The organism is Halocatena marina (genome assembly GCF_023276375.1).
GTDB classification, from domain to species: domain Archaea; phylum Halobacteriota; class Halobacteria; order Halobacteriales; family Haloarculaceae; genus Halocatena; species Halocatena marina.
Window position 1 is genome coordinate 242,095 of record NZ_JALLPK010000002.1, and the last position, 18,911, is coordinate 261,005.

Below are 18,911 nucleotides of genomic sequence, written 5' to 3' on the forward strand. Positions count from 1 at the left end.
AGCGACAGCAAACTCGTGTGTGCGTGTATTTGGATGTCGAGAAACTATTCAGACCCGAACAATGTGACGACATTTCGATACGTAGCCGACTGACGTTTAGTTGATCGTCACTGGGGTAGCTTGTTCATTGGACACTTTTACTCGTACGTTTTACCTCGTTATGGTGTGTCGATACGAACATGCTGCGTTACTGGCGACTGTAAACAGCGTGAGGGTTATTTCGTCTGGTTGGGGAGGAGTTCCTCATAATCGGCAGGCGGGACTGGCCCATCGAGCAATGGATCGTCCGTTCTTTCCATCCACCGCACTAATCGTCCCCGAAGCTGTTTACGGATATGCTCAAACTCAGGATCGGCGGCCACGTTGATCTGCTCGTACGGATCGGCGGTAAGGTCGTACAGCTCCTCGTAGGGACGGCGTTCTGCCTGAAGTTGTTCGCGAACGTCCCGGCCAGCTTTGCTCGCAAAGACATCGCCTGTCAGATAGGTCGATGGTAGATGCCAGAAGCTGCGAATGTATTTGTACTGATTTGTTCTGATCGCTCGGACAGGATTGTATCGGTCGTGCCATGTTATTTCAGCAAACAATTGGTCGCGAGGGTAGTACTTCTCATCAGTTAACAACGGCAGGAAACTCTGTCCGTCGATTCGATCCGGAACGGATTTACCGAGGAGATCAAGCAACGTTGGTAAGACATCGACATTGCTCACGAGTTCATCACACCGTTGGCCTCCCTTGATCATGTCTGGCCACCGCAGTAATAGTGCAGCTTCGATTCCAGGATCATAACACGATCCCTTCGCTCGGGGAAAGGCTATCCCATGCTCAGTCGTGAAAATGAGAAGTGTTTCTTTGGCGTGGCCGGCCGCATCGAGCGCGGTTGTAATCGTTCCTACTGCGGCATCGAGCGCCTGAATCATTCCGTGCATCGCTGCTATGTCCTCTCTGATACCGGGTCCGTCGGGAAGATACGGTAGCGGTTCGATTTCGGTAGGATTGGCAGGTTCGTACGTCGTATCTGTGAACTCATGTAACCCATTATTCTGTCTGCGATGGACTTCGAAAACGCCAACCGAAGCAAAAAACGGAGGTTCAAATGTATCTTTTTCGAAAAAGACTTCCAGCGTCTCAGCAACATCACGTGCCCGATTGATCTCGTGGATTGCAGGAGAAACTGCCGGCGAAAGACTGCCGCTCGAATGAATGTGATCGAACCCAAGGCGGTCAAGGTCGTCGGTGACGTGCTGGAGACCGAACAGGTGTGTACTGTATCCACATTCGTTGAGATATTCCGGCATAAGGATCTCGTCAGAATGTAGCTCCCACGGCTCATGGGCCAGCCCCATCAGCCCGTTGACGTGAGGATACCGACCGGTAAGCAGACTCCCTCGGCTCGGTGAACACTGCGGCGCTGTCGTGTAGTGGTTATCGAAGCGAATGCCATCGTCGGCGAGGGCATCGATATGTGGAGTGTCGACAGTCTGCCCGTAGCAGCCGAGATATCGACCAAGATCGTGGCAGTGGATGAGGAGAATATTTGGAGTGGCCATTACTCTAGACAAAGGTGTTGGACGGTTAACATCGCTGCTGGCCAATTCGTGGTGGGTATTATCATATCAGTCTCAATTCTGCCGTGTGCAAAGGGATTCTCGCCCAGAAGGACAAGAAGTATACCAAGTTATCATATAATAGATTCGATATTATTATTTCGGTGGATGATGTATTACCTCCCAGCAACGATTCCTGAATGCCACGGCAGCGGTACGGTCGTTTGACGTTCACGTTCCCCGAAATAGAAATGTCGAAATGCAATTGTGAATGTCGCTCTCGCTCAAACAAATCGGGCCACGGTGCCAGCGAGAACGACTAATGATAACCGGAGGCTGGTTCGCCGAACAGTTCTCTCGAAACAGCTTAGTCTAACATCGCGCCACACGAGACGTTCACCTCCGTGCCGGTGATAGTACGCGCCCGATCCGAGGCCACGAAGGCTGCGACGTCGCCCACATCAGCCAGCGTTGCCGTCCGATTCAGCATGGCATCTGCTTCGGTCTTGGCGACGATCTCGTCGCGTCCAGGGAGATCGTTCGGAATCGTCTCGAGGACGCCCCCCGTCTTCAATGTGACCACACGAATGCCGTGCGGTCCGAGTTCGACTGTCCATTGTCGACGAAGACTTTCTAACGCGTCGAGTGAAACTTTGAGCCCCCCCAGTCCAGGGGGTGTCTGGGGACCCCCACCGCCGAACGTCAGAATTACTCCGGATTCTTGCGCAATCATGTGCCGCGCGGCTGCTTTGGTCGTCAGAAACTGTGTTCGAGTCGCAGTCGTGATCGGGTGAGTAAAGTCCTCAACCGATATGTCCATCAGCGGCTCTTGGACGTCCCCATATGAGATGAGGTTGAACGAGACATCAATGCGTCCTGTCTCCTCGACCACTCTGTCGACAAACTCGTCGACAGCCTTCTCATCGAGGGCGTCCACGATGGCGGTGTCTGCTTCGCCGCCATGCAAACGAATGTCTTCGGCGACCTTCTCGATCGTTGCTCCGGTGCGTCCGGCGAGAAAGACCCTTGCTCCTTCCTGCGCAAAGGTGCGGGCAACAGCACCGCCGATCGACCCGCCTGCACCGTAGATCACGGCAACCTTTCCATCTAGCATCATGTCGATCCCCTCCCTTGATCTCGGGGGAACTCTGGTGACGCCTCGATTGTTCGTAGATTGATCAGGTTCATTTCGGTGGTCTCGATCTCAGCTTCATCGGTCGAGTCGGCCGTCATCGCTCTCCCCCACGGAAGTGGGGATTCAGCGTCGGCGTGTATCAACCGAGTCATGGTTCCTCCAGCGCGAACGATCCGTAGTCGATCTCGCCTGCCCGCTCGTAGCGGAGCAGTTGAACCCCTGTGCTCGACGTATCCGCGTACGTCAATTCGAGGCCCGTCGGGACGGTTCCGTCTCCGAACAGGCGCTTCCCTTCACCCAGTACCAGAGGTACGACCCAGATCCAAAATGCGTCGACCAGATCGTCGGCGAGCAGCGTCTGAATCAGATTCTGGCTTCCCTGCACCAGAATCACGTCCTCGTGATCCTCCTTGAGGTTCGCTACGGCCTCGGCGACGTCTCCCGAGAGGAGCGACGAGTTGTTCCACTCCACCGCGTCGAGGGTTCTGGAGACGACGTGCTTTGGCATGCTGTTCAGTTTCGTCCCAACGGGATCATCCTCCGTATCGACGTTCGGCCAATGTGCAGCGAAAATCTCGTACGTCTTTCGACCAAGCAGCAGTGAGTCGACCTCGGCGAACTGGTCGTTCAACACCTCCTGCATCTGGTCATTCCAGTAGTTTACAACCCACCCACCGAATTCGAAACCACCGTCCCGATCCTCGTCGGGATCGCCCGGGGCCTGCATCACGCCATCGAGCGTGAGGAACGTTCCAACGACGAGTGTTCCCGGCGTCGTTTCCGTCTGGTCGTCGCTCGTTCGATTTCCTTCGGTCATGGTTCCGCGAGCACCTCATCTAGAGTTCCGAGAGAGTTCTCCCAGCCCATCGCGGCACCTCCGACGGAATCGATGTTCGGGAGTTGCTCGTGAGTGAGAACAATCTCGGTGCCGTCCCCGGCGTCGGAGAACTCGACGCCGACGCGGCTGTCGACCTCAGTTTCCTGGAAGTTGGCCCACCGATCCGTGTAGACGATTCGTTCGTTCTCGACGATCTCCTCGAACGCACCGTCACTTCCGAACCATCCGTCGTCCGTGTGAAAGCGGATCGAGCGTTCACCGTCGGGTTCGGGAGCGAAGGTCTGGATCTCGGTCCTCACGTCACCCGGTGCGGGAGCGAACCACTCCTCCAGTTCCCCGCGCTCCGTAAACGCCCGGAAGACGCGCTCGCGTGGCGCGTCGAACGTCCGGCGGATCGTGAGGCTCGTCTCGGTCGTTTCGATCATCATTGCGCTCCCTCAACTAGACCCGCGAGGTTTTCGAGGGGGGCGATCCATCCCTCGTTAGCGTCGATCGGGGGAGTGGCCTCTGGGACGTCTTCCTGTCGGACGGTGACCTCGGTCACGTCGGGAACTGCCTCGAAGGTGACCGTGGTCGTCATCTTGTCGGAGTTTGTGACCGCCTCGTAGGCCCGCTCGGGTGACACCTCGATGACTCGGCTCGCGGTCATGCTTCGCCCATCATTCGGCTCGCCGTCAGTCATTCGTTTTCCTCCGCCGGCTGGTAGGTGAGAACGACGACACCCGAGCCGGTCGTCTCCATCTCTACGAGTTTCAGACCAGTTGGCTCGCTTTCGTCTGTAAAGAGCTGCGTTCCACTTCCGTGAACGACGGGATGGACCCAGATCCGGTACTCATCGATGAGGCTGTGCTCCATGAGCGTCTGCAGCAGATCGCCACTCCCAACCAGTAAAATGTCCTCCCCAGACTGCTGTTTCAACGCGATGACTTCGTCGACGACATTCTCTGTGATTAGCTGTGCATTCCACGAAAGATCGTCTTCGTTCAGGGTCGTTGAGACGACGTGCTTGGGGATCCTATTTATCCAGTCTGCGTATCCGACGTCATCCGTCATGGATGGCCAGACAGCAGCCAGCCCTTGATAGGTCACGCGTCCCAGCAACAGCGCATCGAACGCAGTGATATGGTCTTTCGAATAACGCTCCATTTTATCAGGACCCTCCCAGAATTGCATTTGCCACTCCGCTTGCTCATCGAAGACGCCATCAAGTGTGACCTTGTTTTCGACAACGAGTTTTCTCATGGTTCGTCCCCATTCAAGCTGACACGGAACCGGAGGTGGATTGCTGAGGCGGATTCGGTCACGTCAATGATTTCCAGTTGGATGTGCTCGTCACCCAGATTCTCAAACATCCGAGTACCGCTTCCGAAGAGAACCGGCACGAGGTGAATCTCGATCTCATCAACCAGCCCAGCCGCGATGTATTGCTGGCCAATACTCGCGCCTCCCATCACGCTGACAGTCTGATCGCCTGCGGCTGCTTTCGCCTGTTCGAGAGCGCTCTCAATGCCGTCGGTGACGAACGTGTAAACGCCGTCCGCAGGTACGTCTGAAGGCGCTTCGTGTGTGACGACGAACACTGGGCGGCGGGCAGGACCGGTTGGCCCATCCGATCCCCACCACGGGACGGAATCGTCGTACGTCTTGCGGCCCGCGATGACCGCTCCCAGGTTGGTGCCAGCTTCTTCGAGGATTTGACGACCAGTATCATCCTCCATCCATGCGTGCAACTGCTGTCCACCCTCACCCAACGGTTCCTCCTGACTCTGATTCGCTGCGGTGATGAACCCGTCTAACGACATGCTGGTATCGAATACTACCTTGCTCATGGTTACGCCCCCTCGACCAGTTCAGCAAGGTTCCCGAGCGAGTCATCCCATCCTTCACTGGCGTTTTCAGGTGGGATGTTCACGGGGATACCTGTTTGCTGAGCGGTGACTTTAGTCCCGTCGGGAACCGCCTCAAAGGTGATCGTGGTCGTCATTTCACCAGCCATTCCCGGATCGTCGCTCTCGAATTCCTCGGTGTAGACGATTCGCTCGCCGGGAGATAATTCCTGATATGTTCCGTGGAAGGTGCTAGCGTACGATTCCAACGCTTCGGTGTCTGCGTTGAACGACATGCGGAAGGTTTCTCCTTCTGTGGCGTCAAATTCGTGGACTTCGGCGGAGAAGCCCTCCGGCGGGAGCCATGTGGCGAGTTCGTCGGGGTCGACGAAGGCTTCGTAGACTCTGCTTGGTGGGGCCTCAATCACGCGGGTTACGGTAATGCTTCGGTCGTCGTTAGCGGTGTCTTCGTCCATCGATTTTCTCCTGGTATCAGTGGTGTCTGTCATTGGTTTTCTTGCTCCAGATGGTTGGCCAACGCATCGAATTGGTCCGCCCAAAAGAACCGGTACCCGGTCGACCATTCGAATGCCGCCGACAGTGGCACGGCGCCAAGGTGAGATCGTCGAACCGTCCATCCTTCTTCATCTCGGTGAAGCCGGCATCTTTCAGCACGTGCAGATGCTTCGACCCGCCGCAAATGAGACGTCATGGGGCTCGGCACGGCCGCCAACATTCTTGGGGCTGTTGGCTGCCTGATCGGGGACAGCTCGACGGATTGGGTTGGCCAGCGCCCGAAATACCGTATCCAAATCGAGGTCGTCCGGTACTTGTTTAACCATCCTGTTGAATAGACTGACGCCGAGATATTAAACTTATCGGTTAAACAAATCCTTTTGCCGTTTCAGCCGAGGAGAGCGACTCTCGATAAGCACCTCCGTGCACCAAACTCGGGCTGTCTCCGCTGGTGCTACTGGTTCCGGCGCTCATCATCAAGATCAACAGTCGGAACGTATGCATTCCGCGCGTGCCTACAATGGCTCTCGCTTTTTGCATCAACCGTGTTTGGATTTCTCAGCAGTGTCGTGAGAATGGCGATCAGTTATGCAAGCCGATACAAGACTGGCATGGAGCCGGCCTGATTCGCTTCGAGATGGGTCTGCACATACTTTCGCAGGCCTGGATTCGTCATTTCTCGCCAGACGAAACGGAATCGGCTGATGTCCCATTGTGCGTTGTTGATCGCAACGAAGTCTGCTTTTTCCTCATCAAGGGGAACGAGTAACGTCGAGTTGTCGAGTCCTGTTTCGGCCACGTATCCCCCTGCCAAGTGATCGAATAGCTCCAGTAGTACCTCTGGATCGTCAGCGACGAAGTGATTGAAGATGAATAGTCCATCACGTGCCTTGTTGACTGTATCGATGCGCTTTTTGTTACGTGCAGCCATGACGTGCATCTGTGTAGCCTCACTCTGGATTGTATCCACGAGCGTTTGGTAGGCTGTGGTGTCTCGTACATCGGGGACAACCGCAGGCGACTTCGTTTCAATGAGGATCGCAATGTCGAATTGTGCTAAACGAAGCGAATCTATGTGATCTTTGATATATGGAAATCGGTGGAATGGTGGCATCGTAACGGCTTTGAAGACAGTAGCTGTCTCGACTGTTTCGAGTTCTTCGAGTTGCTGGGTCTGCTGTTTCAGCTTCTCTAGGAGGGTAGCCTTCTCGGCACTGGGAGGGAATAGCGTGATCGGCAGCGTCGAAGGCTGCACTTCTGCACCGATATGAATGTAGCCAAGCGTTGTTGGTTCGATAAACTGTGCTTTCGAGTACGTGGAATCAGCAATGACAGCAAGCGAATCCGTAGACGATTCTGCTGAAGCGGAATCTGGCTCGGTTTCAGCCCGTCGGGAGTGCTGGTCGGTCTGTTCTGTGTCAGTCGTTGATGAATCCATAGCGGAGAGACGGGTGCTTGTGTTGTAGTTGTGCGCTCGAACATGTTCGATCATTGCTGGCTGTCGACAAAGCGGTTCCAGACCGACCCCCGTGACCGATGACATGAACAAGTCACCGCAGTCAACAATCTACCAGACAGCCGTACTCGATGCACGGGTGAGGACGTACACGGCGATCCCACCAAGCACGAGATCGAGCACGCCGAGGATGCCGAGTGACGGGCCAATGACACTCCAGTCCCAGCCGGATAGCATGATCGTCCGGGCAGCATTCACTCCGTACGTGATCGGATTTCCCGCGCTTACAATCTGGAGCCAGCCCGGGAGCGCGTCCACCGGAACGAACGCTGTGCTTGCAAATAGTAATGGCAACTGCACGAGGTTTGTCACGATGCCTGTCACGCGGGTGCTACCAGTCACGACACCGAGGATGTTCGAGAACGACATGAACCAGACTGAGAACACGAGCGCCACGCCCAGAATGCCACCAATACCAAGGAGACCAGTCGTTACCGGTGTTCCAGCCACATATCCGAGACTCAACACGAATAGGGTGGGCACCATGATCAATAGGAGATCCGAGAGGACTTTTCCACAGAACACAGCTGTCCGACTCATCGGCGAGACGAGCGTCTTCTCGAACATTCCGGACTCAATATCTTGGACGAATCCTGTCCCCGAACCAGCCGCTGTGATCAGCGCGCTGAGGATAATGATCGCAGGGACGAGATACGCCAAGTAGTCACCGTCCGGCACGGCCGGCCCCGCAAGCTGTCCAAACACCTGACTGAACAGCACGAGGAAGACAAGTGGTTCCACTAGTGCGAAGACGAGAACAAATGGCTCGCGTAGCTTTTTCAGATTCCAACGCAGGAAGTTCGTCCAAACATCGCTTAGAAAGCCATTACTGCTTGTCTTTGCTGGGGATTGCTTGAGCTCGTTCTTGGGTCGAGTGGATGACGTCATTGTCGTTCCTTCGTGTGATAGCTGAACGAACGGAGGTTTTCATCTCGAGGGTCAGAAACCCCCTCGTCTGTCAGTGCGAGGAAGACATCGTCGAGCGTTGGTGAGCGAATATTGAATCCAGTGATCGTGATACCTACTTCTGTGAGCCCCACAAGGAGGTCAATCCCAATTCGACGGGCATGAGCGGACGTCACGCTGAGTCCGTCCTCGGTCGGTTGGACAGTCTCAATTTCATCCATTACCTCAGACCCCTCAATAACCGCTTTGGCGTGTTCGACGGCTGTGTCACTCTGATCAGCAAGCGTTATCTCAAGGACATCACCACCGACCTGAGCTTTGAGATCTGTGGGTGCGCCGCTGGCGACGATTTCGCCGTCGAAAATAACTGCGAGATCGGAACAGAGCGCGTCCGCTTCCTCTAAGTACTGAGTGGTAAGGAAGATGGTCGTTCCTCGGCGATTGATTGTGCGGAAATATTCCCAGAGACGAGTACGTGCCTGCGGATCGAGACCCGTCGTCGGCTCATCGAGGAAGATGATCGGGGGCTTGTGAACGAGTGCCATTGTCGCGTCGAGACGCTTTTTTTGTCCACCCGAGAGCGTCCGAGCACGGTCGTCTGTCTTGGCACTGAGGTCGACGAGGGCAAGGAGATCGTCGATCTGAGCTGCACGCTCAGCAGACGGAACACCGTAGGCACGGCAGGCGAAGCGGAGGTTCTCGCGGACAGTGAGTGATGGGTCGATACTCGTCTCCTGTGCCATGTAACCGATCGATTCACGAACAGCGGTGGATTCCGTGCGAATGTCGTATCCGTTGACCGTGACCTGCCCCGCCGTTGGCTGGAGCAGCGTCGTGAGCATCTTGATGGTCGTAGTCTTGCCTGCGCCGTTCGCCCCGAGAAAACCAAAGACTTCACCGGTTGGTATCTCAAGGCTGATATCCGTTACTGCCTCAGTGCCGTTCGAGTACGTCAGCCCGAGGTTGGTCGCCTCAATGGCTAGTGATCGGGTGTGATCGTTCTCGATTGTGCGGTGGTAGCTCTGTGCCGGTGTGCCCATGTCGCTCAGTACGGGAGCACGCACTGTGGGTGTTCACTCGAATATATTCGCAGAACTGATTCCACCACTATGCAATCACTATCCGCACTGACCCAATCAGGTGGCAACAGAGCCACGTGCTGTCCGAGATAATCATTCACTGACTGCGACGGTGCTGCTATCCACAGCTGTGTCGCCGAGTTCGACGGTGGTCGTACGGAGCTGTCTTTTTTCAAAGAGAGGTGAAAATATTCCCCATTATCTTTTCTACAACCATCCACCGACGAGTAACAGCGCAAGGGCGACACCGCCCGCAACATAGAATATCATCGCAGTGCTGCGTGCTGCGGGTTCGACACCACTCGATTCGACACTTGCGAGAAGCCGTCGACTCGCCACATTACTTAGACCCGAAAGGACAAGCCAGAGGACAATCATCGTCATCACGAGTTGACCCTGCAAGGAGTTCAGCGGTGCCTCGGTGATGGCTCCTTGACTCGCCATGTATCCACCAGTCAGGAGCATGACGATTGGGGCTATCTGCGAGAACCGAGTGAACCGGCCCGTCAGCCAACTGAGTGCGTCTGCACGGAGGCGACCGTCACGGGCCGCTGGAACAACGAGTACAGCCATGAACACGGTCCAGCCAGCCCATACGCCTGCGACCAGTACGTGCAGAATATCCATCAGAGTATAGGTAGTCACCATTGTGAGAATACCAAGACGGGCACATACGATGGCAGTTCACTCTAACATGTTCACGGGGGATCAGCCAGCGAAGACTCGGTTCGTGAGAGGTGATTGTGTCGGTAAATGGAAATGAATTCTGCATAGTATGATGACCGAAACATGTTCGAGTGAATATTAGTGTGACCACCGAGCCGACCTGCGGATGATGACGCAGAATACAATGAATCTACAGGATCGCGTTGTGCTGGTTACGGGGAGTTCCTCCGGAATCGGGCGGATGACAGCCATCGCTTTCGGACGAAAACAGGCCCGGGTGGCGATTACATATCACACTAATCAGGATGGCGCAGAGGAAGCTGCTGACCGCGTGCGTGAGGCAGGTGGGGAGGCGTTCGTCGTACAATACAACATGACTAGTCCCGAGTCAATTGACACAGCGGTGCAGGCGGTAGTCGATCACTGGGGGACGATCAACGTACTCGTAAACAACGCTGTCCCGTCGGGCTTGATCCCCACACCGGTCGAAGAACTATCGCTTGAGAAGTACCAGCGCATCGTTCATGGCATTCAGGATGGAGTTTTCCGCACTGTCCAAACAACCTTACCAGCCATGCGGGACGCCGACTGGGGACGAATTATCAATGTCTCATCGAGCTCAGCCGAAATCGGATCGGCAAATATGGCACCCTATGCGACAGCCAAAGCTGGTATCCACGGGTTGACGCGTGTACTTGCAACGGAGCTCGGCGAGACAGGAATTCTCTCAAACGTGGTAATGCCCGGTATGGTATTAACTGAAAAAAATCTCGAACAGATTCCCCAATCGAATCGTGAGACAATCGCAGAGCAGACACCGTCGAAACACATCACGATCCCAGAGGACGTCGCCGACCTGATTGTATTTCTCGGATCCGAGACCAACGGCAACATCAACGGAGCGATTATTCCCGTGACGGGGGGTCTGAATCTACAGCGATAATACACGTGAGGCTACGGCGGGATGCTCGTGTTGTGCATCGGTACTATAACCAAAATGAATAGACTAGTTTAATGAAGTTATGTTTTCGAATGCTGATGAGTCTAAGTACTATATCCGAAATCGACATCGATCAGATGAGTTGGAATATTAGAGTGCTCCCGCCACAGTAATCTGTTTTAACATGTTCGTAGAAACAGAGAGGTGCTCTAGGAGTCATAACTCAACAATGCTATTCAGCAGTGAGCAGCAGTCCGTCCCTCAATCCGAGACAGTACTCGTACTCACAGACGGGAGTGAGAAAGCAAAGCGGGTTGCAGAATGGAGTCTCGTCTTCGTTGGAGCACCCGAGACTGTGGTACTTCGAATCGATGTTCTTGAATGTCTCGACTCGGGCGTAATCATTCAGACCGACACAGGTGGCCTCAACGAACGTGCACGATTCGGAGACCATCCTCCGAATCCCGCGTCCGTCCAGACGGCGAGTCAACACTGGAGGCACGAATCCACAGTTGATGCACTTCATGGTGTGCCACACGAGGCGCTTCTCGATTACATTGCAACGAACTCGATCGACTGCATTGTCATGCATACACACGAGCAGATGACCCCGCAACGATCGTTCCTCGGTCGTGCATTTGCCTACATACATCAAGCAGTTTCCATTCCAGTGATTACCACAAATGGGACGGCTAGCTCAGATTCCCCTCAGTGTGAACTCGTTCACGCGGTACGAAAACAGGAATGTATCTCCGAGCCAGGATAGTGATTCATCTGAATAGTCTCCGGATTTGCACGTACTGTCGCCGCTCTTCGGGCTCAATTCGATCAACATCAGCTCATCGTCATTCTACACTGTCTGCATGAGAGCATGTCTAGCAGACATACCGGAAGTGATCTTTATGTATTGGTTCGAATCATTCGATTCAGAATCAGGATTGATTGCATCAATCGATAAGTTCTGAAGATGTGAGAAAATAATATGATGAACGGCATCAGCGTACTATGTATACGACTTCCGTTCAGTTGTTACAGTAGCACTTAACCATGGGGCTGGGCTGCGTGAACGGATCGTCACACAGATCGGGTTCCAGACACCCCGATACCGAGCGTCCCCAGCGCTAGTAGCATCACCCCAAGGCTCCCAATCGATGCCGGAAGGAATTTCCCTGGTAAGCTCAGGACGAGTAAGAGCGCTGCTCCCACTACGATAAGTATTGCCCCGGTCCCTATTCCGAGTCGGAACGATCGGCTTCCCGTCCGAGGACGGTGATTCGTTTTCGATGACTGATGGTGATGTGTATCTATTCGCTGGCTATCATCCGGCCGATTGTTCTCACGGTATAACGGAGAAGGTGGATCCTCCGTCTTGCTCTCACGTGTTTTTGGCGGCATGGTTACACTTATCCCGCTAGATTTCTAGTCTGCATCCTTCTCAACGATGACTGAGTTGTATTGCCCGCGATTTTTGTCCAGATCCCTGCCAGTGAGTTCCGTGTCGGGTTATTCGAGTAGCGGTAGAACGAATTCCGTCTCGAGCGCTCATCGCGTTCAACCAGTCCGTCCGTAGTTTCGCTGTCTGGGATGGCGCTGATCATCGGCCAGTTTATCCTTCTGCGTAAATATTGCACCACGCCTCTGGTGCAATATCTCCCTGCACGCGGCTACACGTGCCTTCGCCGGCTTCCGATGAGGTGTAATACTGGCAATTTGAACACTGCTGGTTTCCCTTAGGAACATCTTGATAGCTTACTTGCTCTTTCGATGACTTACCGAGGTCACTACTACAGCCAGCAACGCCAAGTAGACTCACGCTCCCCACGAGCTGCAGGAATCGACGCCGAGCTGTTCCTGTCTGTGCCGAATCCGACTCTCGGGTAGTCAGCGATTCATCGTTCCGTGCTGACCTTTGTGTGTACGGAGTCTCACTTGTACGGTTCGGCTGTGCAGTCGAGTCGGCTGCGGCCTGATGTGTTCTGGTATCGGATGATTTCACACCGGAGAGTGAGCGAGGAATGGATATGGACATTCACTCTAACATGTTCGTATTCATATGACGACTGTCATATGCTAGATGTAATACAAGTACTGTACACAGGAAATTGTGCTACTGACCAGATGATCGACCGAACCCTCTCTATGTACGTTCATGTCGAACGAAATCACAATAATAGAATGTAGGAAGAAGTGTCCTGTTCCGCACCGAACAGATCAATCAATGATTGCCACCGAGAGTATTGGGTCGCTGCATTCATTGTCCTGCTGGGTGAATTAGTGCTATGGCTGTTAATTCGAACATGTTCGTGAGTACATGGATACATTCGGCCGTCAAATAGGCCGCATATGCCCAAAGCACAACTGAAAGCCAAAATCCCCGGCGGACCAGCCGCCCTCTCGGCTCAGCATCCGGACGATGAGTTCCGTATTCTGGCTGGCCACCCGACAGCGGATGGGCTGCTGGTGATTCTCGAAATCCAGACATCCGATATCGAAGCTCTCATTCGAGACATCGACGAAGCACCTTGGTTACCCTCTTATGACCTGCTACACGCTGATGAAGAAACATTACTGATTCAGTACTCGGTCCCATTCGTCCCACCGCCACTTCGAGCTGTGCTCAACTCGGAGAACCTGCCGCGCTTTCCCCTGACCATCCGAAACGGATGGGTGATTTCGCAGATAACCACCTCACACAAACGACTCTCGCAACTCAGAGACGAATTGGATGCAACGGGTCTCACGTATGAAGTCGTGTCTGTCAATCAATCAACCTCTCCAACCGATCTCTTGACAGATCGTCAACGCCGGTTCATGACTGAAGCACTGGAGCAAGGATACTACGATACCCCGCGCACGTGTTCACTCACTGATCTCGCAGACGTACTGGATGTCAGCAAATCGACTGCAAGCGTCGTTCTCCACAACGCCGAAGAGACGATTGTCAAGGAATTCTTCGCAGAATCGATCGACTAAACCGGGCAGTCACGCTATATGTCTACACACAACACCAACTGTCTCGTATACTCACATCACGATACCGTCTCGCGGATTTGGGGTTTTATTCGGAGATTCGTTTCGTTCGATTGCGTGAATATGTTCGTGTAAATGACTACGATCCGTGCGCTCCTCTCTTTGATACAGAGTATTAATGACCGAGAACGAACACACGTCAACAACACCGACAGCTAGCGAGAACCGACAGATCGATTCGTTGGTTGAACAGGTCATCACAACAGTGTCGTCGTGGCCAGCGGTCGTGGTCGGAAAGGGCCAATTCAACTCGACGACGTTTCAGATCGGACAGCCGGACGAAGCCCGGCGACAGAGTGAGATCGGACACGTACATCAGCATCCGTGGGGGCTGGTGGATATCAGCTATCCGCAATCGCTTCGTGAGCAGTTGCTTGTGGAGGGCCACACCGAGAAACATCACGTGGTTCCCGAACGCGCGACGACCTTTGCTCTCGAATCCGAGGATGACATCGAACAGGCAGTCTTCTTGCTCCGGCTCTCATATCTGTATCACGTGAGCAGTCTCGATAGAGAGACTGATACTGACGAGCAAGTTGAGATCATGGATCTCGATGTAGCGGCTGAAATTTCGAAATTACAACTTAGTGACGAACTACACACAGTCGTCACGGGACTCATCAGTGTTGAGTGAACCGAACTCCTCCGAACAAGGTGACGTCTCGTCGGCTCTCCTGTGAGTATTCCAGAACGAAAAACCCTCTGCGAATTTCTACTGTTTTGCGGTGGTTCAGCTCCTATCTCGACGCATCAGTCGTAGGTCGTCCAATTCGTCCGTGAAACCTCACTGTTCGTAGAATGGAACCAACTCCGAAAGACAATACAACGCAACGTGTCCGAATGGCTCAATCTAAAAATCTACGTTCGCTCTATTCGTGATTTCTGCCCACAACAGGGGGTAATCTTCGATCGTGAGCCATCCAACACTCGGATGCACCCGCTCGAACTGAAACCTCGTGAAGTATCGATCGAGGATAGCGTTGCGTTCGTGTGCCAACGGTGGGTCACAGTAATCTTCAACCTCCCAGACTGCCTCCTTGGTTGATGGATCGAATCGAGCCTCCGTCAGACTTGTCGTCAGGGCTGTTCCCACGCCGTCAAGACGCTCAAGCGCGCCAGATTCTAGACGGCTGTGAAGTTCATTCATGCGCTCGCGCTGTGGATGTGCCCGAACTACATAATACGCCATCGTTCACACCCCACTAGGTCTGCTTCGAACGCTTCACTCAGCATCATCTCACAGATTTGTTGTGCGTGTATCACTACTTCACTACTATATTTCATACCTATTCACTAAGTGTAGTTTTGGAGTCATATTACAATTTGATTTGGTCTGCCGATATCGAGTTACTCACTGAATTTATCAGAACTAAAATAATTATTCAGCTCTACGCTCTAGCTGATTCAGGGCGAGTTTCGGAGCCGCGATGCGCGATCTTCGAACTCCTCTTCTCCAATTTCGCCACGCGCGTAGCGTCGACGCAACACCTCAATGGCCTGATCGGCGTTCGTGCTGTCGTCGTTGTGTCGAGTGAGGAGGTGCACGATGATTCCGATAGCCGCGATGAGGACGAGCAACCAGAGCAACGGCCACAGGAATCCGAATCCCCACCCCCAGCCGCCACCATTCCAAGAGTTGCCTCCCAGCCTCATTTGAAGTTCCAGTGCAATCGTATTCGTGCCGCTCGCGATCTGGTAGACCGATTCCGCGAGCAAGGTCTGGAGTATTCTGTTCACAGTATATGGAAGGAGAGCCTACACCATAGCTACTGACTCGAACATATTTTCTGAAGACTCATCTACTACGCTGGAACACGATAGACGGTGGTGTTCACTGAGATATCAAAGGAGCTGAACGACTGCCGGACGGTAAGTCAGGTCATATCCACATCCACTCCGAGTTACATTTTGAAAGTTTAATTTGTATCAAAAATATGGATGAAGGCCTGAGCGTGTGGACAGTTACACAGTAGTTAGAAGAGCGACTACGATTCCACCGAGTAGGACGATTCCAACTGCCTGAAGCGTCCAAACCGCGAACTTATCTGACAGATCCATTACCACCCCAATAAGACCAACGAGACCAGCAATGGGCAATACGAGGGTACTCAGCGTAGCGAAAAAGAACAGCGTTTCGGACGGTAAAGTGAGAACGGAGAAGACCTGTGAGAAGTTGGCCAATTGAAATAACAACCACAGTGCGGAGACGACACCGATTGCGAGCGCAGAGGCATACGGACGAAACCACGTGAGCACGAACGCAGTACCAAACACTACGCCAGCAACGGCAAGCGGAGGAATAACCTGCTGTAAGACAATAACCATTGGAATTAGAACCGTAATAACCATGCCAATAGCGACAGCTCGCTGAAGCGCTAGCCACTGCATGTCTGCTTCTTGGATTTGGGATGGTGTCTGAGGGGCTAGTTCGGTCATGGTTCTCCCTCGTTTTCTGGATAGCTAACAATTAAATTTCCAACGGACCGCTTGGTTCTCAGATTCGACAGTAGTTCTGCTGTCATCAACCGTCGATAGGTGCCGATCTTGTACCAATGTTTTCGCGAACATGTTCCTTCGAATTGTTTATATGCATGATAATACATAATGAGTGATACAAATGGAGTGATTGTCATACAGCGGTGAGACAGGGTGTTTGAACTATCCCCGTAGAGAGCGTCTCGCCACACACTACTTCGGAACGTCTCATTTCTGTTTTTTCGAGGTCACTGCATCGGATTTCGTCGTCTCCGGTGTGAAATTCGTGTCCGGCGTGTGTGATTCGAGGTGTGTGGGCATTCTAATTCTGTGTAGTCGCTGTCGTCCGAATCGATATTGGTTCACTGGGAAGATATGTTCAAGACGCATGCGCACACATACCACTATATACACGCTCCATCCGCGGATGCATCCCTCCCGAACGGTGACACCCACACAACACAGCGCCAGACATTGAGTGTGTGGCTCTCTGCGTTACACGACCGCGATGAGCGCTACGGGTTTTTGACTGAACTCGCACTGACTCTCGCTGGGGATAAACCGGCGTGTCTGATTCAGAACTTCGATCTGGTCCTCGACAGTGGACCATTCGATTCCCCTGCTGAAGCATTGGAGTTCAACCACGAGCTGGGGATCGTCACAAAGCAACTGTACAAGAGCAATGTGTGGTACGGCGCCCGTACCCACTTCCGGCTCGGCCTGTTGCCGTCATCAGATAGTACGAAAGCGGGCACCAATTTTCGGTGTCGGATGGGAGTTTTCTTTGGCTATCCGACCGGATATCGAGTGGTTCATCAGAACGCCACCGGCAGAGCGCATTTCGCTACGCACCCATGCCGGAAACGGCGAGTTCTCACCTGTCGAGTTGGCGTATGTTGATCTCGTCCCCTATTGTCACGAAACATCGATCGCAGGCTACGAGCGCGCGATCGCAGCTGGCAAACAGATCCGCCAGCGCATCACCGTGTTGGCGAATCGCTGGAGACTGCCGATTCTTGACGCGCTGGCGACCGACCACTACGAACTCTCCCGAAAAGTCTATGCGGGCGAGCGCGAGCACTTCCCAGGCGAGTTCATCGGATTTAAACTCACGTGCAAAAACCCGGCGCTTGAGTAAATATTTGGTTTCTCAGTTCGACGACTGGCGGTTGATCACTGATATCATTGCATGCACCATATGCTGCTATACCATCTGTGAATAAGCAGGAAACCCTACTTCGGAGGATGGTTTTCTGTAAATGGCCTTTCCTCACTAGAATTGGTCTGGAGTTTGCCGTGTAGCGTCGATAGAAGGCTTTGTTCGGCATGCTACTCAATTCAGGAAGCTCGGCTCAGTTTCTCCCAGAGTGCTCGCTGGATCTGGAGAGTGATCCAGACGTGGGCAATAACGGGATAGGGTGAACTGGATCCCCTAACGACACCGCCAATCAGTATATAAAGAACGGGGGTTTTCTGGGTGGTGTTGAAAACTTGTGTTTTTCCACACTCAGAGTGTTCTACTGTCACTTTTATTCGAAGTGATGGACCTTGGTTAATACTACACCGTCCGATTACCAGCCGATTTCCCAGCCACCAGTCGCACGAAGATTCTGGCCGGTCAGCCATCGACCGTCGTTACTGACAAGGAAGACGACCACGTCGGCGACGTCGGACGCCTGTCCTCGGCGACCGAGTGGTGTCTGCTCCACCATCCGCTCGACCGTTTCATCGGACATGATGAGTCCGTCGGTGTCTGTGACACCGGGCGAAACCGTGTTGACTCTGATATTACGCTCACCGAGCTCATCGGCGAGCGCCGTTACCATCTGCTCGCTAGCCGCCTTGCTGCCTGCATAGGGCCCAACGCCCGCATCGCCTCGCACCGTTCCCACCGTCGAGAGATCGACGATTCGCCCGTCGTCAGTGATACGATTCGCTGCCTCCCGAAGGACGAAGAAGGTTCCCTTCGCGTTTACATCGAACACCCGATCGAAGTCCGTCTCAGCGAACTCCGCAATCGGCCCGCACACGGACGTACCAGCCGCGTTGACGACGATATCCACGGAGCCAAACGCAGCTTCAGCCTCGTCGAACAGCTGTTCGACATCGCCTGCCTCGCTGACATCACCCTGCACGGCCAGCGCGTCACCGCCAGCAGCGTCGATCGCGGCAACGACATCGCGCGCCGCGTCATCGTTGGTAACGTAGTTGACGAGCACCGAAGCTCCGTCAGTCGCAAGTCGCTCGACGATCGCGCGGCCGATGCCGCGTGAGGATCCAGTCACGATCGCAACGTCTCCTTCAAGTATATTCGTTCTCTGTGCGCCGCCAGTTGTTTGAACGCTGTCGTTTGTGGTGTCGGTCATGAGGGATTCTCCTCGAGACGAGCTTTTCTCCGCAAGGTTCATATACATTGTGAAAGTACAATATGATGCGA

General features: G+C 53.7%; 25 protein-coding genes. 6 read left to right on the forward strand and 19 right to left on the reverse strand.

All coding sequences use genetic code 11. The annotated features are described in order from the left end of the window. Window positions 1-215 precede the first annotated feature (215 nt). The 9 genes from MW898_RS19730 to MW898_RS19770 all read right to left on the reverse strand — a co-directional run bounded on the left by MW898_RS19730 (window position 216) and on the right by MW898_RS19770 (window position 5,822). A complete protein-coding gene (locus tag MW898_RS19730; protein ID WP_248910025.1) occupies window positions 216-1,550 on the reverse strand; it encodes a sulfatase family protein in 1,335 nt (444 codons plus the stop codon). A 364-nt stretch (window positions 1,551-1,914) separates the two neighbouring features. After that, window positions 1,915-2,664, reverse strand: a complete 750-nt coding sequence (locus MW898_RS19735; protein ID WP_248910026.1) for an SDR family NAD(P)-dependent oxidoreductase — start codon at window positions 2,662-2,664, stop codon at window positions 1,915-1,917. Continuing rightward, on the reverse strand, window positions 2,661-2,834 hold the full coding sequence (locus MW898_RS19740; RefSeq protein WP_248910027.1) for a hypothetical protein: 174 nt from the start codon (window positions 2,832-2,834) through the stop codon (window positions 2,661-2,663). Before MW898_RS19740 ends, MW898_RS19735 begins: the two co-directional genes overlap by 4 nt. Further along, the gene (locus MW898_RS19745; RefSeq protein ID WP_248910028.1) at window positions 2,831-3,499 is read right to left on the reverse strand and encodes a dihydrofolate reductase family protein; all 669 of its coding nucleotides are present in this window, start codon (window positions 3,497-3,499) and stop codon (window positions 2,831-2,833) included. The genes MW898_RS19740 and MW898_RS19745 overlap by 4 nt, the downstream gene beginning before the upstream one ends. Further along, window positions 3,496-3,948, reverse strand: coding sequence for an SRPBCC family protein (locus tag MW898_RS19750; RefSeq protein WP_248910029.1), 453 nt, complete (start codon window positions 3,946-3,948; stop codon window positions 3,496-3,498). Before MW898_RS19750 ends, MW898_RS19745 begins: the two co-directional genes overlap by 4 nt. Then, window positions 3,945-4,202 carry an SRPBCC domain-containing protein gene (locus MW898_RS19755; RefSeq protein WP_248910030.1) on the reverse strand — a complete coding sequence of 86 codons (258 nt, stop codon included), beginning with the start codon at window positions 4,200-4,202 and terminating at the stop codon, window positions 3,945-3,947. Before MW898_RS19755 ends, MW898_RS19750 begins: the two co-directional genes overlap by 4 nt. Further along, window positions 4,199-4,762: a dihydrofolate reductase family protein gene (locus MW898_RS19760; protein WP_248910031.1), complete on the reverse strand. Its 564-nt coding sequence runs from the start codon at window positions 4,760-4,762 to the stop codon at window positions 4,199-4,201. Before MW898_RS19760 ends, MW898_RS19755 begins: the two co-directional genes overlap by 4 nt. After that, window positions 4,759-5,349 carry a dihydrofolate reductase family protein gene (locus MW898_RS19765; protein WP_248910032.1) on the reverse strand — a complete coding sequence of 197 codons (591 nt, stop codon included), beginning with the start codon at window positions 5,347-5,349 and terminating at the stop codon, window positions 4,759-4,761. Before MW898_RS19765 ends, MW898_RS19760 begins: the two co-directional genes overlap by 4 nt. A 2-nt stretch (window positions 5,350-5,351) precedes the next feature. Further along, entirely contained in the window at window positions 5,352-5,822 is a 471-nt protein-coding gene (locus MW898_RS19770) for an SRPBCC domain-containing protein (protein ID WP_248910033.1), read from the reverse strand. A 112-nt stretch (window positions 5,823-5,934) separates the two neighbouring features. Here MW898_RS19770 and MW898_RS19775 point away from each other — a divergent pair, with 112 nt between their 5' ends. Further along, window positions 5,935-6,105: a hypothetical protein gene (locus MW898_RS19775; RefSeq protein WP_248910034.1), complete on the forward strand. Its 171-nt coding sequence runs from the start codon at window positions 5,935-5,937 to the stop codon at window positions 6,103-6,105. A gap of 343 nt (window positions 6,106-6,448) precedes the next feature. On the opposite strand, the gene MW898_RS19780 is transcribed toward MW898_RS19775, so the two are convergent. The 4 genes from MW898_RS19780 to MW898_RS19795 all read right to left on the reverse strand — a co-directional run bounded on the left by MW898_RS19780 (window position 6,449) and on the right by MW898_RS19795 (window position 9,990). Further along, window positions 6,449-7,405, reverse strand: a complete 957-nt coding sequence (locus MW898_RS19780; protein WP_248910035.1) for a thioredoxin domain-containing protein — start codon at window positions 7,403-7,405, stop codon at window positions 6,449-6,451. Window positions 7,406-7,429: 24 nt separating this feature from the next. Next, window positions 7,430-8,266 (reverse strand): ABC transporter permease, encoded by an 837-nt coding sequence (locus MW898_RS19785; RefSeq protein WP_248910036.1) that lies wholly within the window; start codon window positions 8,264-8,266, stop codon window positions 7,430-7,432. After that, entirely contained in the window at window positions 8,263-9,324 is a 1,062-nt protein-coding gene (locus MW898_RS19790; protein ID WP_248910037.1) for an ABC transporter ATP-binding protein, read from the reverse strand. Before MW898_RS19790 ends, MW898_RS19785 begins: the two co-directional genes overlap by 4 nt. A 246-nt stretch (window positions 9,325-9,570) precedes the next feature. Continuing rightward, the gene (locus MW898_RS19795; RefSeq protein ID WP_248910038.1) at window positions 9,571-9,990 is read right to left on the reverse strand and encodes a hypothetical protein; all 420 of its coding nucleotides are present in this window, start codon (window positions 9,988-9,990) and stop codon (window positions 9,571-9,573) included. Window positions 9,991-10,198: 208 nt separating this feature from the next. Here MW898_RS19795 and MW898_RS19800 point away from each other — a divergent pair, with 208 nt between their 5' ends. Next, window positions 10,199-10,972 carry an SDR family NAD(P)-dependent oxidoreductase gene (locus tag MW898_RS19800; RefSeq protein ID WP_248910039.1) on the forward strand — a complete coding sequence of 258 codons (774 nt, stop codon included), beginning with the start codon at window positions 10,199-10,201 and terminating at the stop codon, window positions 10,970-10,972. Window positions 10,973-11,198: 226 nt separating this feature from the next. Continuing rightward, window positions 11,199-11,735, forward strand: a complete 537-nt coding sequence (locus MW898_RS19805) for a universal stress protein (RefSeq protein WP_248910040.1) — start codon at window positions 11,199-11,201, stop codon at window positions 11,733-11,735. Window positions 11,736-12,043: 308 nt separating this feature from the next. On the opposite strand, the gene MW898_RS19810 is transcribed toward MW898_RS19805, so the two are convergent. Together MW898_RS19810 and MW898_RS19815 are read right to left on the reverse strand one after the other, a co-directional pair. Next, window positions 12,044-12,364 carry a hypothetical protein gene (locus tag MW898_RS19810; RefSeq protein ID WP_248910041.1) on the reverse strand — a complete coding sequence of 107 codons (321 nt, stop codon included), beginning with the start codon at window positions 12,362-12,364 and terminating at the stop codon, window positions 12,044-12,046. 211 nt (window positions 12,365-12,575) lie between these two features. Next, a complete protein-coding gene (locus MW898_RS19815) occupies window positions 12,576-12,965 on the reverse strand; it encodes a high-potential iron-sulfur protein (RefSeq protein WP_248910042.1) in 390 nt (129 codons plus the stop codon). A 347-nt stretch (window positions 12,966-13,312) separates the two neighbouring features. Here MW898_RS19815 and MW898_RS19820 point away from each other — a divergent pair, with 347 nt between their 5' ends. Next, window positions 13,313-13,942 (forward strand): helix-turn-helix domain-containing protein, encoded by a 630-nt coding sequence (locus MW898_RS19820; RefSeq protein ID WP_248910043.1) that lies wholly within the window; start codon window positions 13,313-13,315, stop codon window positions 13,940-13,942. Between the two features lie 175 nt (window positions 13,943-14,117). Next, window positions 14,118-14,633 (forward strand): luciferase domain-containing protein, encoded by a 516-nt coding sequence (locus MW898_RS19825; protein WP_248910044.1) that lies wholly within the window; start codon window positions 14,118-14,120, stop codon window positions 14,631-14,633. A gap of 216 nt (window positions 14,634-14,849) precedes the next feature. Here the strand turns inward: MW898_RS19825 and MW898_RS19830 are convergent, their stop codons facing one another. The 3 genes from MW898_RS19830 to MW898_RS19840 form a co-directional block, all read right to left on the reverse strand. Next, the gene (locus MW898_RS19830; RefSeq protein ID WP_248910045.1) at window positions 14,850-15,188 is read right to left on the reverse strand and encodes a hypothetical protein; all 339 of its coding nucleotides are present in this window, start codon (window positions 15,186-15,188) and stop codon (window positions 14,850-14,852) included. 215 nt (window positions 15,189-15,403) lie between these two features. Further along, window positions 15,404-15,736, reverse strand: a complete 333-nt coding sequence (locus MW898_RS19835) for an SHOCT domain-containing protein (protein ID WP_248910046.1) — start codon at window positions 15,734-15,736, stop codon at window positions 15,404-15,406. A gap of 225 nt (window positions 15,737-15,961) precedes the next feature. After that, window positions 15,962-16,435 (reverse strand): hypothetical protein, encoded by a 474-nt coding sequence (locus tag MW898_RS19840; RefSeq protein ID WP_248910047.1) that lies wholly within the window; start codon window positions 16,433-16,435, stop codon window positions 15,962-15,964. 823 nt (window positions 16,436-17,258) lie between these two features. Here MW898_RS19840 and MW898_RS19845 point away from each other — a divergent pair. After that, the gene (locus MW898_RS19845; protein ID WP_248910048.1) at window positions 17,259-17,612 is read left to right on the forward strand and encodes a hypothetical protein; all 354 of its coding nucleotides are present in this window, start codon (window positions 17,259-17,261) and stop codon (window positions 17,610-17,612) included. A gap of 433 nt (window positions 17,613-18,045) precedes the next feature. Here the strand turns inward: MW898_RS19845 and MW898_RS19850 are convergent, their stop codons facing one another. Then, window positions 18,046-18,840, reverse strand: coding sequence for an SDR family oxidoreductase (locus MW898_RS19850; RefSeq protein WP_248910049.1), 795 nt, complete (start codon window positions 18,838-18,840; stop codon window positions 18,046-18,048). Window positions 18,841-18,911 lie beyond the last annotated feature (71 nt).

What these genes read in the sequence shown, in the direction of transcription:
- MW898_RS19730 (WP_248910025.1), bottom strand. Translation starts at nt 1,550, where the DNA reads ATGGCCACTCCAAATATTCTCCTCATCCACTGCCACGATCTTGGTCGA.
- MW898_RS19735 (WP_248910026.1), bottom strand. Translation starts at nt 2,664, where the DNA reads ATGATGCTAGATGGAAAGGTTGCCGTGATCTACGGTGCAGGCGGGTCG.
- MW898_RS19740 (WP_248910027.1), bottom strand. Translation starts at nt 2,834, where the DNA reads ATGACTCGGTTGATACACGCCGACGCTGAATCCCCACTTCCGTGGGGG.
- MW898_RS19745 (WP_248910028.1), bottom strand. Translation starts at nt 3,499, where the DNA reads ATGACCGAAGGAAATCGAACGAGCGACGACCAGACGGAAACGACGCCG.
- MW898_RS19750 (WP_248910029.1), bottom strand. Translation starts at nt 3,948, where the DNA reads ATGATGATCGAAACGACCGAGACGAGCCTCACGATCCGCCGGACGTTC.
- MW898_RS19755 (WP_248910030.1), bottom strand. Translation starts at nt 4,202, where the DNA reads ATGACTGACGGCGAGCCGAATGATGGGCGAAGCATGACCGCGAGCCGA.
- MW898_RS19760 (WP_248910031.1), bottom strand. Translation starts at nt 4,762, where the DNA reads ATGAGAAAACTCGTTGTCGAAAACAAGGTCACACTTGATGGCGTCTTC.
- MW898_RS19765 (WP_248910032.1), bottom strand. Translation starts at nt 5,349, where the DNA reads ATGAGCAAGGTAGTATTCGATACCAGCATGTCGTTAGACGGGTTCATC.
- MW898_RS19770 (WP_248910033.1), bottom strand. Translation starts at nt 5,822, where the DNA reads ATGGACGAAGACACCGCTAACGACGACCGAAGCATTACCGTAACCCGC.
- MW898_RS19775 (WP_248910034.1), top strand. Translation starts at nt 5,935, where the DNA reads ATGCCGCCGACAGTGGCACGGCGCCAAGGTGAGATCGTCGAACCGTCC.
- MW898_RS19780 (WP_248910035.1), bottom strand. Translation starts at nt 7,405, where the DNA reads ATGTCATCGGTCACGGGGGTCGGTCTGGAACCGCTTTGTCGACAGCCA.
- MW898_RS19785 (WP_248910036.1), bottom strand. Translation starts at nt 8,266, where the DNA reads ATGACGTCATCCACTCGACCCAAGAACGAGCTCAAGCAATCCCCAGCA.
- MW898_RS19790 (WP_248910037.1), bottom strand. Translation starts at nt 9,324, where the DNA reads ATGGGCACACCGGCACAGAGCTACCACCGCACAATCGAGAACGATCAC.
- MW898_RS19795 (WP_248910038.1), bottom strand. Translation starts at nt 9,990, where the DNA reads ATGGATATTCTGCACGTACTGGTCGCAGGCGTATGGGCTGGCTGGACC.
- MW898_RS19800 (WP_248910039.1), top strand. Translation starts at nt 10,199, where the DNA reads ATGACGCAGAATACAATGAATCTACAGGATCGCGTTGTGCTGGTTACG.
- MW898_RS19805 (WP_248910040.1), top strand. Translation starts at nt 11,199, where the DNA reads ATGCTATTCAGCAGTGAGCAGCAGTCCGTCCCTCAATCCGAGACAGTA.
- MW898_RS19810 (WP_248910041.1), bottom strand. Translation starts at nt 12,364, where the DNA reads ATGCCGCCAAAAACACGTGAGAGCAAGACGGAGGATCCACCTTCTCCG.
- MW898_RS19820 (WP_248910043.1), top strand. Translation starts at nt 13,313, where the DNA reads ATGCCCAAAGCACAACTGAAAGCCAAAATCCCCGGCGGACCAGCCGCC.
- MW898_RS19825 (WP_248910044.1), top strand. Translation starts at nt 14,118, where the DNA reads ATGACCGAGAACGAACACACGTCAACAACACCGACAGCTAGCGAGAAC.
- MW898_RS19830 (WP_248910045.1), bottom strand. Translation starts at nt 15,188, where the DNA reads ATGGCGTATTATGTAGTTCGGGCACATCCACAGCGCGAGCGCATGAAT.
- MW898_RS19840 (WP_248910047.1), bottom strand. Translation starts at nt 16,435, where the DNA reads ATGACCGAACTAGCCCCTCAGACACCATCCCAAATCCAAGAAGCAGAC.
- MW898_RS19850 (WP_248910049.1), bottom strand. Translation starts at nt 18,840, where the DNA reads ATGACCGACACCACAAACGACAGCGTTCAAACAACTGGCGGCGCACAG.